Origin of the sequence: Microbulbifer rhizosphaerae (genome assembly GCF_014191725.1) — a bacterium.
Taxonomy (GTDB): domain Bacteria; phylum Pseudomonadota; class Gammaproteobacteria; order Pseudomonadales; family Cellvibrionaceae; genus Microbulbifer; species Microbulbifer rhizosphaerae.
The window spans coordinates 62456-76183 of sequence record NZ_JACHWZ010000021.1 but is presented as its reverse complement, the minus strand read 5'-3'; the positions used below and the strand labels follow the sequence as shown (position 1 = coordinate 76183).

At 61.4% G+C, this 13728-nt stretch carries 12 protein-coding genes; 9 read left to right on the top strand and 3 right to left on the bottom strand.

Going from position 1 to position 13728, the window contains the following annotated elements; genetic code table 11:
- The first annotated feature begins 142 nt into the window (after positions 1–142).
- The 9 genes from FHS09_RS18350 (at position 143) to FHS09_RS18310 (ending at position 8289) form a co-directional block, all read left to right on the top strand.
- A complete protein-coding gene (locus FHS09_RS18350) occupies positions 143–1324 on the top strand; it encodes a c-type cytochrome (RefSeq protein WP_183462619.1) in 1182 nt (393 codons plus the stop codon).
- Between the two features lie 30 nt (positions 1325–1354).
- The gene (locus FHS09_RS18345) at positions 1355–1819 is read left to right on the top strand and encodes an ecotin family protein (RefSeq protein ID WP_183462617.1); all 465 of its coding nucleotides are present in this window, start codon (positions 1355–1357) and stop codon (positions 1817–1819) included.
- 147 nt (positions 1820–1966) lie between these two features.
- Positions 1967–2446, top strand: coding sequence for a hypothetical protein (locus tag FHS09_RS18340; protein ID WP_183462615.1), 480 nt, complete (start codon positions 1967–1969; stop codon positions 2444–2446).
- 81 nt (positions 2447–2527) lie between these two features.
- Positions 2528–3229, top strand: coding sequence for a hypothetical protein (locus tag FHS09_RS18335; protein WP_183462613.1), 702 nt, complete (start codon positions 2528–2530; stop codon positions 3227–3229).
- A 45-nt stretch (positions 3230–3274) separates the two neighbouring features.
- Positions 3275–3685, top strand: a complete 411-nt coding sequence (locus FHS09_RS18330; protein ID WP_183462611.1) for an ACT domain-containing protein — start codon at positions 3275–3277, stop codon at positions 3683–3685.
- 27 nt (positions 3686–3712) lie between these two features.
- Complete coding sequence (locus FHS09_RS18325) at positions 3713–4447, top strand: hypothetical protein (protein WP_183462609.1); 735 nt, start codon at positions 3713–3715, stop codon at positions 4445–4447.
- A 156-nt stretch (positions 4448–4603) separates the two neighbouring features.
- The gene (locus tag FHS09_RS18320; RefSeq protein ID WP_183462607.1) at positions 4604–5950 is read left to right on the top strand and encodes a DASS family sodium-coupled anion symporter; all 1347 of its coding nucleotides are present in this window, start codon (positions 4604–4606) and stop codon (positions 5948–5950) included.
- 163 nt (positions 5951–6113) lie between these two features.
- The gene (locus FHS09_RS18315) at positions 6114–7733 is read left to right on the top strand and encodes a M28 family peptidase (RefSeq protein ID WP_183462605.1); all 1620 of its coding nucleotides are present in this window, start codon (positions 6114–6116) and stop codon (positions 7731–7733) included.
- A gap of 349 nt (positions 7734–8082) precedes the next feature.
- Positions 8083–8289, top strand: coding sequence for a cold-shock protein (locus FHS09_RS18310; RefSeq protein WP_183462604.1), 207 nt, complete (start codon positions 8083–8085; stop codon positions 8287–8289).
- A 467-nt stretch (positions 8290–8756) separates the two neighbouring features.
- On the opposite strand, the gene FHS09_RS18305 is transcribed toward FHS09_RS18310, so the two are convergent.
- The 3 genes from FHS09_RS18305 to FHS09_RS18295 are packed head-to-tail and all read right to left on the bottom strand — an operon-like array spanning position 8757 to position 13711.
- Positions 8757–9554: a CLCA_X family protein gene (locus tag FHS09_RS18305; protein WP_183462602.1), complete on the bottom strand. Its 798-nt coding sequence runs from the start codon at positions 9552–9554 to the stop codon at positions 8757–8759.
- A gap of 9 nt (positions 9555–9563) precedes the next feature.
- Positions 9564–12023 (bottom strand): ATP-dependent DNA helicase, encoded by a 2460-nt coding sequence (locus tag FHS09_RS18300; RefSeq protein ID WP_183462653.1) that lies wholly within the window; start codon positions 12021–12023, stop codon positions 9564–9566.
- A 5-nt stretch (positions 12024–12028) separates the two neighbouring features.
- A complete protein-coding gene (locus FHS09_RS18295; protein WP_183462600.1) occupies positions 12029–13711 on the bottom strand; it encodes a VRR-NUC domain-containing protein in 1683 nt (560 codons plus the stop codon).
- Positions 13712–13728 lie beyond the last annotated feature (17 nt).

Genomic DNA, 13728 nt, shown 5'->3' with positions numbered 1-13728 from the left:
TGCCGTTTAGTACCATCTTTTCGCCTGCAGGGCAGGCTCCCACAGGCAGGGCGGATCTTGTGTTCGCCCCTACGAGCACTGCGGCTGTGCGTCGCATACTGCGGTGCTAATCTGTTGCGAAACCCCGCATAAATACCCGCCTATGCGATGTACCTGGCTGTTTAGTCTCTGTCTACTGACCCTCTCATGGTTATCCGGTGAAGTGCGCGCCCAGGAGTCGCTGGCGGCCGAGGCCAGTAACCTGCTGTCCTACATCGCCGTGGACTACGGCGAGGCGGTGCAGGAGGGCGAGGTGCGCGATCCCTTTCTCTACCGCCAGCAGCGGCGCAATCTGGAGCGCGCATTGGAGTTGGTGCGCCAACTCCCGGATAAGCCGGGCCGCGCAGCGCTGGAAAACAGCATGCTGGAACTGGACGCGGCCGTCGCCGCAAAGCAGGATGCCGAGCAGGTGCGCCGCCGCGCCAACGCCGCCGCCGATCGCCTCGCGGCCCTCTACCAGTTACAGCGCTCGCCGGCGGATGTGTTGCCCGCGGCGAGCGCGGCGGCTCCTCTCTACGCCAGGCGTTGCGCCGCCTGTCACGGGGGACGCGGCGAGGGGGGGACCGGGGGACCCGCGCTGCGCGATCCCGGGCGCATGGCCAATTTCAGCCTCTACGACCTCTACAATACCCTCGACCCCGCCGCGGACGCGGTGCACGGCAGTGACATCGACGGTGACCTCACAAGCCGCCAGCGATGGGCCCTGGCGGTAACCGTCGCCCATCTGGCGGCGGCCGCGTATAAGCCCCCACCGGTGGAGCTGGCCCAGCGCTATCCGGCACTGATCGGCCTGCCCGGGATGGCCACAGCCCGGCCGGTGGAGCTACCCGACGACGCCGCCGCGGCACTGATGTGGTGGCGGGGAAATCCACAACGGGTGCGCGCGCTGGAACACCCCCTGGCGCGTGCCGGCGGTTTGCTGCAACTGGCGGAGACCAGCTACCGCGCCGGCGACAGTGCCGCCGCCTACCACCAGTTGATGCTTGCATTCCGCCAGAGCTACCAGCCAGTGCACGAGCAGTTGGCCGGGCGCGACGCGCCCCTGGCAACACAGCTGGCGGAGCGGTGGCAGTCGCTGCGGGGCGCGATACTGGGCGACGCCCCCAGCACCGAAGTGATCGCCGCTTTCCAGCAACTGCGCGCGGCGCTGGCCCAGGCCCAGGCGCGCCTGGAGCCTCCCGCCGAGAGCGGGCGGGTGACTCTCTGGGCCTGGTTGCTGTTCGCCGCCGCCGCGGCCCTGGGGCTGCTGCTCTGGCTCGGACTGCGCCGCCGGCGTCTAGACTGAACAGAGAGTTTTCGCGCCAAGGGGTTTGCCATGCCGCTACGCTGTGCCCTGTTCGCCGCCCTGCTGCTGTTTACCACCGCCGCCGCCTGCTCCGACCTGGACGCTTTCCCCGAGAGCCTCGACGGCAAGCGGCGCCAGGTGATTCACCTGCCCACGGTGGCGGACGAGAGCCGTTTTATGGTGGAACTGGTGCCCGGCAAGTACGAAATGGTGGACTGTAATCTGCGCGGTTACCGCGCGCCGCTGAAACGCGGGACCCTGTCCGGCTGGGGCTATGGCTACTACGTGTTGGGCGAGCCCCGCCCCGCCCCGACCACGCTCAAGGCCTGCCCCGAAGGCAACGAAGCGCGGCGCTTCGTGCGTGTGCGTGGCGAGGGCCTGATGGTGTCCTACAACAGCGAGCGGCCGCTGGTGGTTTACCTGCCCGAAGGCTTCGAGCTGAAATACCGTGTGTGGCGCGCGGACAAGACCCTCTCGGACGCCCACTCAAAATAGACTCTTCCCCGCGTTCTGTGGCGGATCAATAAGTTTTTTGTCGTTTCCGCTGCCACGGTAGGTTTTTGCGTCTAGCCTTAAATTATGTGGTGGCGTTCACCGCCATTGCCCAAACCCTATCTCTCCGCAGTAACAGAAGAGTTGCGCATGAAGTTTTTGCGTCGCCTGTCCCTCAGCCAAACCCTTCCTTCACTCTGTGCCATCGCTTCGCTGATGTTCCTTATGTCGCCACCGTTGGTCGCGGCGGAGTCCCCCCAGCGCCAGTGGGCCGGCAACTGGCTTGTGGTGGGCGAGGGTGATGAGCAATTGGTGTGGCAACTCCATGCCGATGGCACCGGTTTCGCCTATGGCTTCGGCGATGGCGGCCGCCTGTCCCACGGCTTTGCCATCAACTGGAAGCTGCAGGGCGACCGGGTGCGCGTGCGCACCGGCGCCTCGGTGCGCTGCACCGGTGGCGTGGTTGCGGTGGCTTTTACCGGTTGGAGTCCGGTCACCTTAAACTTCGCGATAGTGGACGGTCGCCACTGGCTCCAGGATGGCGGCGGACTGTTGAGCTTCCAGCGGCGCTTGAGCCGCTGGCAGACCCCGCGGGCGGGCAGTGAGTGCCCGAACCTCGCGAGTTCCTGAGCGATGATGAAAGCCGCCGGTTGAGACTGGAGAAACAGGAAAAAACTTCACGGAAGAATAAAGCGGATTTGGAGTAAGGCTGTGGTACAGCGGCGCTTTATTCTTGCGCTGGTGCTGATGAGTGCCTGCGCTGCGGCCCTGGCGGCTAAAGACGACGAGGACGAGGAGGTCGAGGGCTGGCAGGCCGAATCCCGTCTTTCCGCCAAACAGTGGGTGGGTTCCTGGCTGATCTCCCGCGACGGCGAGGCGCGCCACGTATGGAGCCTGAAAGGAGACGGCAGCGGCCGCTCCTATGCGTTTATCGAGCGCAACGGGGAAATGCGCTTTGTCTACGGCTACGACATCCGCTGGTACTTCGACCCCTTTACCCAGATGGCCAATATCAAAACGGAGCGACGCATCGTATGCCGGGGCGGTAGGCTCTATCCCTATTTCCTCACTCTCAAATCCTACGAGAGCGATTACGCGGTAAAGGGAAAATTCGCTTGGCAGACCACCTGGACAGAAGCCAGTATCGGCGAAAATCACCTGCACAAATCCCTGATCGTATTCGTGGCCCCGCTGTCCGGCTGGCACAACCCGGTGAAAGATGCACCCTGCCCGGAATTTCCCGACGTCGAGCTGGAAAAAGATATCGATCTGGTGCTGGACCGCTGGGAGCGGGAGGCCCGGCGCGATATTGCCGTAGACACTACTCCGGCGGAGGGCGAGCCGGAATTTGAAGGTGAAGAGTTTACCGAGATGCCGGCCGGTGGCACCGACCCCAAGGCGAGTCGGGACTGACGGCCCGCGCCGTTGAAAAAGAGCAACAACCCGGCAACTTAATGTATGAATGCAGAAGTGCGTTTGCAAAAACTGCTACAGAACATGGAGCCCCGTCTGGAGGATGAAACCTATACTTTCTGTCTGCTGGATGAAGAGCGGGCGCGGTCCCTGTGGCAGGACTGCCTGTGCCTGTTTCGCGAAAGAGAGGGGATAAGTGTGATTCTGCCGCAGTCGGTGGCGGAACGCGAGGAGCTGGAGGCAAGCGGCAGTTTTTGCCAGATCACCCTCCGGGTCTACTCCAGCCTCGAGGCAGTGGGCTTGACTGCCGCCATCGCCAACGAGCTGGCGAGCGCAGGCATTAGCGCCAATGTGGTGGCGGCGCTACGCCACGATCATGTCTTCGTGCCGCGGGATAGCGCGCAGGAGGCACTGCAGATCCTGCGTGGCGCCAGCAACCGGGCGCAGTACTCGTGACCGGCCGGCGAAGCCGCGGCAATTCCCATGCGGATCGCCTACCCCCCAGCACAACCCCACGGTAAAATCCGGCGGCTGCTGCCGGAATTCTTCTGCCTGCCGGGCACAACAAAACTCGCTCCCGCCACCGTGGTCAAGCGCAATATGGGCATAGTGCGCTGTGGTGATGACCTGATACTGGTCAACCCGGTGCGCCTGCGCCCGGCGGTGGAGGAAAAACTGCTGGACCTGGGCAATATCCGCCATGCGGTGCGCCTCGGCTATTACCACGGCTGCGACGATCTCTACTACCGCGATAAATTCAATCTCACCTTCTGGCGCCAGCCCAACTCGACCTTCTATCCCGCGCCGGCGGCAGACTGCTGGCTGCAAGAGGGCGGTGATTGTCCGGTGCCCGGCGGGTACTTTTTTGAATTCAGCCGCGGCCGTTTTCCCGAGGCCGCGCTTTGGGTGCCCGGGGATGGCGGCTTGCTGTTGACCTGCGACGCCCTGCAATACTGGGAGAACTGGTGCGGCTGCAGTTGGTGCGGCAAACATTTACTGCGTCTGTCCGGCTTCCGGCGCGGCATGCAGGTGGCGCCCATCTGGCGCATGCGCATGACCCCGGAGGGAAAGGATCTGGCCCACTGGCTGCTGACGGATTTCCAGCGCCTGTTGCGCCTGCCGTTTGCGCACCTGCTGTCGGCACACGGGGATTTTTGTCCGGATACCGCCCACGAGCAGGCGGCGAGAGCGATAGCGAAAAGCTTTCCGGGCGAATGAAATGAAAGGTCCTTCCCACCAGCGCCCTGGGTAATTTGTTATCTTAACGGCCTCAAGTTTCGAAGTTCAAGGCCGCAAAAGGCTACCTCACCCGGCGCCTCGATTTGAACCCCGAAACTTGAGTTAACGACAAACAAAAAACCTCGGAGCACGTCGGTGATAAATCTCCTCCTGCCTGTCAAGCTTGTGGTTATAGCTGCCTGGATACTGCTGGCCCATTTTCTCGCTGGCGCGGCGGTGGGTGAGGGTCCGGAAAAACTGGGGCTGTTTATCCTGATCTCCGCCGCCGGCCTGTGGATGAGCGAGATAATTCCGCTCCCTGTCACCGCGCTGCTGGTGCCGGCGGCGGCCTACTTCAGCGGATTGATGCCCGCGGCCGATGCCCTGGCCCCCTTTTCCAGTACCATTATCTTCCTGTTTATGGGCGGTTTTACCCTGGCCTCGGTGCTGCACACCCACGGTATCGACCGCCGCCTGGCGGCAGGAGTGTTGCACCTGGGAGGGGGCCACTTGTGGCTGACGCTGATCGGCTTTATGGCCGTCGTATCCTTCCTGTCCATGTGGATGAGCAATACCGCCACCACCGCGATGATGCTCCCCATCGCCCTGTCGCTGGTGGACGAAAAGTTTCCGCGCACCCGCACCTACATCGTCCTCGGCACCGCCTATGCCGCCAATATCGGCGGCCTGGCCACCATCGTCGGCAGTCCGCCCAACGCCATCGCCGGACGTGCCCTGGGATTGGATTTTGCCGCCTGGCTGAAAGTGGGCCTGCCGGTAACCCTGGTGATGTTTCCCCTGGTGCTGGCCGCGCTGTGGGTGGTGCTGCGCCCGGGCAGGGAAAACGCGCGGATCATGCACGCCGAAGTGGAGACGGCCAAATGGACGGCTCGCGCCAGCGGCGCGGTGGCGCTGTTTGTGTGTACGGTGATCGCCTGGGTTTTCTCCTCGCAAATCAGCCGCGCGCTGGGGCTGGGGAGGAGTTTCGATGCGATCGTCGGGCTCACCATTACCGCACTGGCGCCGCTGTTTGGGCTGGTCACCTGGCCCAAACTCCAGGAGCACATCAACTGGGGCATACTGCTGCTGTTCGGCGGCGGCTTGTGCCTGTCGGTCATCCTGAAGGAAACCGGCACTTCCGTTTGGCTGGCGCAGTCGCTGCTGGCAGGCCTCGGCAATGCCCCCGGCTGGCTGCTGATCATGGCTGGCATCACGCTGATGATCTTCCTCACCGAACTGGCCTCCAACACCGGCAGCGCCGCCATCCTGGTCCCGGTGATCTACGCCCTGGCGCAGCAGTTCGACCCGGCGATCAGCTACGCGTTGGTATTCGGCGTCGGTATCGCCGCCACTTGCGCCTTTATGCTGCCAGTGGCCACACCGCCCAACGCCCTCGCCTACGGCACTGGCGCAATCCGCCAGGGTCAGATGCTGCGTGCTGGCCTATTGTTGAACCTCGCCGCAATCCCGCTGCTGTGGACCATGGTAACCTTGCTGGCTTAATGGCTCCCTCTCCCCTCCGGGACAAATCGGCAGGACAGCCGATTTGGATGCCGAAGGCGCCGGCGAAGCCGGCGAGCGCCAGGGATGGCGCGAGTCACTGGGCCGGGGAGAGGGGCTTGTCGGACTCTCCCTCTTTCATTGATCCAAGAAAAAAGAATTCCGGATGAGAATAAAACTTCTGCTCGGCGCCCTGCTTACGTGCGCCCTGGGGGCCTGCACCACCTCGCTCGAACCGCTGCCCACCGCCAACAGCGAGAATATCCGCCGGCATGTGGAGTATCTGGCCGCGGACGAACTGGCCGGGCGCGAGACCGGCAGCGCCGGCTACCGCCAGGCGGCGGACTATGTGGCGCGGCAATTCGAGATCCTGGGGCTGCAGCCCGCCGGCAGCCAGGGCTACCTGCAGCAGGTGCCCTTTCGCCAGGCCAGCTGGGGAAATCGCGAACCCACCCTGGTGATACACAGCCGCGACGGCGATATCACGTTCAATTTCGGTGAGGACTTTATCGCCGCACCGCCCACCGTCAGCGAGGACACCGTCACCACCGCCGGCCTGGTATTTGTCGGCTACGGCATCGAGGCACCGGCATACGGCGTGGACGACTACGCAAACCTGGACGTCCAGGGCAAGATCGTGGTGATACTGAGCGGCCGCCCGCAAAAACTGCCCAGTGAAGTGGGGGCTCACTATTCGTCCCGGCGCACCAAGCGCGAGACCGCCGTGCGCCACGGCGCCGTCGGAATCATCAGCCTGAACACGCCACAGCGCGAACAGCGCTGGTCCTTCAAGCGTTCATTGGAACACCTGCACGATGACACTTTGGACTGGCTTCGCGCCGACGGCATTCCCGGCGACGCCATCCCCGGCCTGCACCCCGGCGTCATGCTCGATATGCCGGCGGGGCGCCAGCTTTTTATCGGTGCCGAGCGCAGCCTGGACACGGTTTTTACCGAGATGGAACACGGCCTGGCCCCGCGCGGCTTTGCGCTGCCCTACAGTGCCTCCCTCACCAGCGGCGCGGTGCACAAAAATATCCACAGCCCCAATGTGGTAGCGCTGTTGCCGGGCAGCGATCCCGATCTGAGAGACCAATACGTGGTGTTCTCCGCGCACCTGGACCATATCGGTGTGGACGGCGAGGGGCGCATCAACAACGGCGCCCAGGACAATGCCGCCGGCATCGCGGTGATGCTGGAGACCGCGCGCCTGTTCAGGGAATCCGGCCGCGCGCCGCGCCGTTCGCTGCTGTTCGTGGCGGTCACCGGCGAGGAAAAGGGCCTCCTGGGCTCCGACTACTTCGCCCAGCACCCCCCGGTACCGCCGCAATCCATGGTGGCCAATATCAACCTCGATATGCCCATGCTGCTCTATCCCTTCAACGACATCATCGCCTTCGGCGCCGAGCACTCCACCCTCGGTGCCACCGCCGAACGGGCCGCCGGACGAACCGGCCTGAAGCTGAGCCCCGATCCTATGCCGGAACAGGTGATCTTCGTGCGCAGTGACCATTACAACTTTGTGCGTCAGGGCGTTCCCGCCATCTACCTGATCACCGGCCGCGAAGCGCAGAACCCGGAAATCGACGGCACCGCCATGCAGAACCGCTTCCTGCAAGAGCGCTACCATCAGCCCACCGATGTGGCGGACGAACAGATCAACTACATCGCCGCGCAGCAGTTTGCGGAGGTGAACTACGCCATCGCGCGGGAAGTGGCGGACGCCGATGAGAGGCCGCGCTGGTTTGAGGGGAATTTTTTTGGGGGATTGTTTGGGGGTGAATAGCTTCGTTAAAGAACCGGGGACCAGAATACGCTCGCATTGCCTCCGTGAGCCCAAATGGTGGGCGAGTAGAAAGTGCCGTAAAATCAATGGCTTACCGGTCTTTAAGAGAGGCCTGGATATAAGGTTCGCCGAATGTTTTTTTGATAGTGAGCAAATGCTGGCATTTTGCTGTAAGCTTGACGCTTCAATGGCTCCAAAGCATTGTTATACCCAAAGTGCACCAAGTGAGATTGATGCCGGTTTTTGGGTACGCTATAAATGTTATGTGTCAATTGAATTCACAGACTACTTCCGTAATAGTGGTAGCGGAAATAGAATTTTAAGATCACCACAGTGAGAAAGACGCAATATGATTAAAGGTACAGTAAAGTGGTTTAACGCAGATAAAGGCTTTGGCTTTATTACTCCCGAAGACGGTAGTAAAGATCTGTTTGTTCACCACTCGGAAATTCAAGCGGGTGGCGGCTATGCCACATTGAACGACGGCCAGGCCGTTGAGTTTGAAGTGGGTCAGGGCCAGAAAGGCCCCTGCGCAAACAAGGTTCGCCCGCTGTAAGGGAAAGCCTATAACCAGGCTGGCCACCTACGCCCGCTTGGCGGGCCGGGCCTCCGCAAGCTGCGCTTGCTTTGGTCCGTGCCAGTCTGGACATGCACGAATTCAGATGCAGGAACAGCGGAATTTCTTATTGAACTGTATTAATGCAGTAATGATAAGAAGTTCCGCCGTTTTTGTATGTGTATGATGAAAAATCGGGGCTGATCATATGGCTTCGTTGTTGGATTGGTGGCAGAACTTATGGACACGTGCGTAGATCTCAAATCGGATCTATTTCAGCTGTTTCTATCTGAAGGCGCCCAGGTAAATCCCCAATGCTATGGTGCAGTTAACCGCTCATCACAGATATGACTTGGATAAAATTACATCAGATACCAAAGTATTTATCCCTGATCACCTTTGCAGCCTCTTTAATGCTCGGCTGTTTATTTCCCTATATTGAAGGTCACAAATTTCTAAAAATTTTCTCAACGTTCATGAACGGAACGGTTCAAATTCGCCTGCAAAGCCCTGCCCAGACAAGTAAAGTACTCTCTGAAGGCGGCATTAATGCGCTGGCGATGGTTGCCCGTTGGATAGAGACCCATGTGTGCTTCTTTAGTGGCCTTGGTTCCGGATACGAGAAAATTGTTACTGATGCTGGAATCCTGAACGAAGGCTTCAAATGCCCGGGCACATAGCTCTGCGGGATCGCCGTAATACACACAGCCTTTTTCTTTGTCGAACTGATTGGATATTCGCACTAGATCACTGGGTTTCCCGGTTTCCTCATCCAACATAATGCATCTGAAACAGGCGTATAGGCAATCATTGAGGGGATGCGGCACTGGAGTGGCGTCGCGCAGCCAGGCTTCCGAGGCGAACATTCCGCGGGGAGCATCGCTGAATGTCTTGTCGGCGAGGTAGTGGTCGAGGGCATGGAACCACTCGTGGGCAATAGACCCGGGACCGGCATTTTTCGCCAGTGAGAAATTCCTGGTCGAAGGCTCATAGAAGGCCGATACCCCGGGGCGCCCGCCAATACCATATTGAAAGGATAGCGTTTGCCGGAGGGAGATCAGGAGCGGGGGACCCTGCAGTATCCACATTAAATCGGTGAGGGCATCATAAAAGAGGCCGGCGGCACGATCGCGCTCCTCCTGTGTGACCCAGCGGCCGATAGCGATGGACCTGAAACCAAATTCTCTTCTGACGTCCGCGAAGGTGACCGGATGCTGATCCAGTCGATGGGGTCCACGGCGATAAAACTTTCGGGATGACACCATAAATTTTTCTCACTCAAGTTCCCAGAACCGGCTGAGCCCGTTTGACAGCGCTTCACCACTACTGCAGGTTTGCAGCTGCCAGTGCTCCGGATACAGAGCTCGGTAAAAGGGATCGGCGAAACGGTAATCGGCCAGGATCAACACCCCCCGGTCCGACTCAGTGCGAATCACCCGGCCTGCGGTCTGCAGCACCCGGGTCATGCCCGGGTAGCGATAGGCAATATCGAAACCGCTACCCCCAAGATGGTCTCCGGATGTATCGCAAGCCCGGCGCAGCAATTCCTGCTCCTCGTTTACTTGCGGCAGGCCCACACCCACGAGGATGGTGCCCACCAGCCGTTCGCCCACATAATCCACTCCCTCTCCAAAAACTCCGCCCATAATGGCAAATCCCAGGCTCCGGCGGCCCTCGCTAAAGGATTCCAGAAATACGGCTCGCTCGCGGTCGCTGGTCCCGGGCTCCTGCAGCAGCAGCTCAATCTGCGGGAACCGCTCTGCAAAACGCTGGGCCACCTGCTGTAAAAAACGATAGGACGGGAAGAACACCAGGTAATTGCCCGGGCGACTGCGATAAACCCGGGTCACCATATCTATCAGAGCATCGGTGGCCCGGTGCCTGGCTTGGTAACGGGTGTCCACATAAGAGCAGAGGTAGACCCCCAGCTGTTGGGGCCGAAACGGCGACGGCAACAGCAGGTAGGGCGACTGTGCCCGCAGGCCCAACTGGTGATAGATGTAGGCGGCAGGCCGAAGAGTGGCAGAAAATGCAATCACAGCGTGAAACTCTTGATAACACTGCTGCAGGTAATCGGCGGCGTTCAGGCACAGCAATTTCAGCTGCTGTTCCTGCCAGGGAGTGTCCCGGTTTTCCACCCGAGTGAGGCAACGATGCTGCTCCGCCTGCAACTGTTCAATACACAGGTAGCGGTAGAGCGCGGTTAACCAGTCGCCGATTGCTTCCGGCGGCGGCTGGGACAACTCCCACAGCTGGCTGACCTCTGCCACCACTTTGTGAGCGGCGCGGGTGACGGCTGCCGGGTGGCATTCAGCTTCGGACAGGGGAGTTACCCACAGCTCGACATCCCGGCTCGCAATTGCCTCTGGTGTTGCGCCCTCCTGTCGTCGTTCCGTCACCCATTTATCCAGGGATCTCACCAGTGACTGAATACTCCGGCGCAATCCCGGATGTGAGCTTTTACAGGCCGCCGCGGCGCGGCGACTGTCTCTGCGGTTCAAGGTGGCGCTGTACATCACCCGGGCGCGGTCGCTCAGATTGTGGGCCTCGTCCACTAGCAGTGCCCGCCGCTGCTGGTGATCCTGCAAGGCACTCAGCCGGACCAGGGGATCAAACACATAATTGAAATCGCACACCACCAGATCGACCCAGGGCAGCATCTGCAGCGACAATTCAAACGGACACAACTGCAGGCGGTCCGCCACCTCGGCAATCACCGAGGGTGTTAACTGAGGTTCGCCCAGCAGTTGCCGCCGCGCCGCGGGCAGGCGATCAAAAAAGCCCCGGGCGCGCGGGCAGATGCCATCAGCATCCCGGCTGCACAACCCCAGGCGGCAGGCACAGGTTTTGTCCCGCGCCTGTATTTCCAGCAGTGAAAGCTTTAGTCCCTTGTCGTGCAGCCGCGCTGCCGTTTCCCGCACCATCTGGCGACCGGAATTTTTGGCGGTCAGGTAAACCAGTTGATCCACCTGGGCCTCCCCCAGCGCCTTGATGGCCGGGAACAGGGTGCTGACCGTTTTGCCAATGCCGGTGGGGGCTTCCACCACCAGCTCACCGCCATCGCGCAGGCAGCGGTATGCCGCCACCGCCAGCTCTCGCTGACCGGGGCGATAATCGGGAAATGGAAACGCCAGCGCCCGGGCCGACGTTTGCACCTGCTGGCGATGCTGCTGCCAGCTTCGATGCCAATGGAGATACTCGCTCACCGCTGCGTGGGCGAAGGCTTCCAGCTCAGACCAACTGAACTCGTGCAGCTCCAGGTAGGTTTTTTTCTCTTTCAGGTTGTGCCACAACATCTGCAGAGCCACACGGCCGTCATCGGTAGCGGGGTTCTCCGCATCAGCCCGCCGCTGCAACAGGTAACAGAAGCCGTAGATTTTAAGCTGGGCCCAGTGCAACTGGCGCACCGTCTCCGGCAATTGCCGGGGCGGGTAGTAGGTGGTTTTAATTTCATCCAGTTGTACCGGCCGGTGCAGGTCCGTTTGTGGGTGCAGGATATCCACCCGGCCGTTGAGGATCACCGCCTGGCCCTCGCAGTTCCATTGCACCTGTAGCCTGTACTCGGCTTCACTGCCCGGTGGTCGCTGTTTTTGCAGTTTCTGGTGAGCGCGAATTCCCTCTTGGGCCGAGGGCCCGCCCGGGGTATCGCCGATCAGGTCGCCGCGGCGGCAGGCGAACGCGACCAGTTGCCCCACCGGCAGCTGCAGGGGTGGGGCATCACTCTCGGCTGTCATGTCGCTCAAGGCTGCTGCCACTCCACATGCAAGACCCGGTGGGGGATTTGGTGTTCGGCAAAAAACGCCAGCCAGCGCAGCTGGTTTTGTTGCAGTCGGTCGCCGGGTCCCTTTACTTCCACCAGCTCATAGCCACCCGCCGCCGGAAACAGAATCAGGTCCGGCAGGCCGCTTCGGTGATGGGCAATATCGCTCAGCAGGCGCTGAAACAGCTGCCGCCAGTGCTCAGCGGGGATGCGGGCCAGCGCCAGTTCCAGCAGCGCTTTCGGCAGGGCCTCCCAGGCCACCAGCGGGTTGGCGATACCCTGCTTCTCGCGATAGTGCTGCCACACCCGCCGCGCCAGACTGTCGCTGTCCAGTTCGGCCAGGCGTTGTTCGAACGCGGCTCGGCGCAGCGGATAAAAGTCGGGGGTGCGGAAGTCGCTGGGCGCCGCTTGAAACGGATTAAAAAAAGCCCCGGGCACCGGGGCGAAAACGATGTCCCAGACAAAGAGCCCCAGCACCCCGTTAAACAGGCTGTTTTCCACGTAGAAACACTGGCCTGCTTGCGGGCGGAAAGAACCCTCCTGCAGATAGGCGGCGGCCAGCAGCTCCACCCGCTCCGGCGCCTGCGGCAGTACCGCGGTTTGGGTGGGCGGCTGGTATCGGGCCGGTGGTTCCCAGCCCGCCAGGTGCCCCTCCCGCCTGGCGGTGCGGTAACCAAAACTCTCCGCAAAAACCTGCTCTGCTTCGTTGTGGGGCGCCGCCAGTATCTCCCGGCACAGGGCCAGTCCCGCATCGATATCGCCGCGCTTGATGGCGATACGTGCCCGGCGCTCCCGGGCCGGCGGCCGTGTGCAGCGCCGGTACAGCTGGTCGGCCGCCTCCAGTTCGTCCAGTCGTTCCAGCTGTCGGGCCAGTGCCAGGCGCAGTCGATCCAGGCGCCGGTGCAGGGTGGCATCGCCTTCGACACCATCGGGCAGTTGTTCGGCCAGCGCCAGAATCATGTTCGGCCCCGGGTCCAGTGTGCTTTCCATCTGCCCCAGGCAGTCGTAATAGCGCAGATGCTGGTCGATCTGCGCCCGGCTCTGGAACGGCAGGTGCCGGCGATCCAGTGGGTAATCCTCGTAGCGGTACAGCCCCAGGTCCCGCAGTACATAGTCGGTCAGGTCCTGGCGTAAGTTGCCGAAAAAGCAGAGCTTAAAGGTCTCGAAGTGCTCCGCCGCCTGCACCGCCAACAGGGATTCAGTCGACAACAAGGCATCCAGCAGCACCGCCTGGTCCGCGCCTTGCTCCAGCAAGGCCAGCTCCAGTGCCTGGCGTTTCAGGGTTTTGGGCAGAGGTGTGGAGCTGCAGGCCAACAATTCCGCCTTGCTGAACAGCGGCAGGTATTCCCCCAGGGGCAATTCCGGGTTGCGCCGCAACAAACCGGCTTCAACTAACCGCTCCGCGGCACGGGGCAGATCATCAATTTCGGCGTAAACCAGCTTGCTCCGGCGAAACAAGGACCCCGCAGAAGACGGCACCCCCTTGCGTGACAACAGCCGCACGTACAGCCGCTGGCTGTCGATATCCAACGCCTGGAAAGCGGTGTAAAACCGCCGCTCCCCGTCCGAAAGCAGTGGCTCATAACGCGCCATTACAAAGTCCACCAGGGCGCGGAAGTTGGTCAGGTAGTAATCCGGTGCCAGTTCAACGGGGACAGCCATGCTCTGCTGCGTATTGC

Excerpts from the sequence above, each read along its gene's own strand:
- FHS09_RS18350 (WP_183462619.1), top strand. The coding sequence starts at position 143 with ATGCGATGTACCTGGCTGTTTAGTCTCTGTCTACTGACCCTCTCATGG.
- FHS09_RS18345 (WP_183462617.1), top strand. The coding sequence starts at position 1,355 with ATGCCGCTACGCTGTGCCCTGTTCGCCGCCCTGCTGCTGTTTACCACC.
- FHS09_RS18340 (WP_183462615.1), top strand. The coding sequence starts at position 1,967 with ATGAAGTTTTTGCGTCGCCTGTCCCTCAGCCAAACCCTTCCTTCACTC.
- FHS09_RS18330 (WP_183462611.1), top strand. The coding sequence starts at position 3,275 with ATGAATGCAGAAGTGCGTTTGCAAAAACTGCTACAGAACATGGAGCCC.
- FHS09_RS18325 (WP_183462609.1), top strand. The coding sequence starts at position 3,713 with ATGCGGATCGCCTACCCCCCAGCACAACCCCACGGTAAAATCCGGCGG.
- FHS09_RS18315 (WP_183462605.1), top strand. The coding sequence starts at position 6,114 with ATGAGAATAAAACTTCTGCTCGGCGCCCTGCTTACGTGCGCCCTGGGG.
- FHS09_RS18310 (WP_183462604.1), top strand. The coding sequence starts at position 8,083 with ATGATTAAAGGTACAGTAAAGTGGTTTAACGCAGATAAAGGCTTTGGC.
- FHS09_RS18305 (WP_183462602.1), bottom strand. The coding sequence starts at position 9,554 with ATGGTGTCATCCCGAAAGTTTTATCGCCGTGGACCCCATCGACTGGAT.
- FHS09_RS18300 (WP_183462653.1), bottom strand. The coding sequence starts at position 12,023 with ATGACAGCCGAGAGTGATGCCCCACCCCTGCAGCTGCCGGTGGGGCAA.
- FHS09_RS18295 (WP_183462600.1), bottom strand. The coding sequence starts at position 13,711 with ATGGCTGTCCCCGTTGAACTGGCACCGGATTACTACCTGACCAACTTC.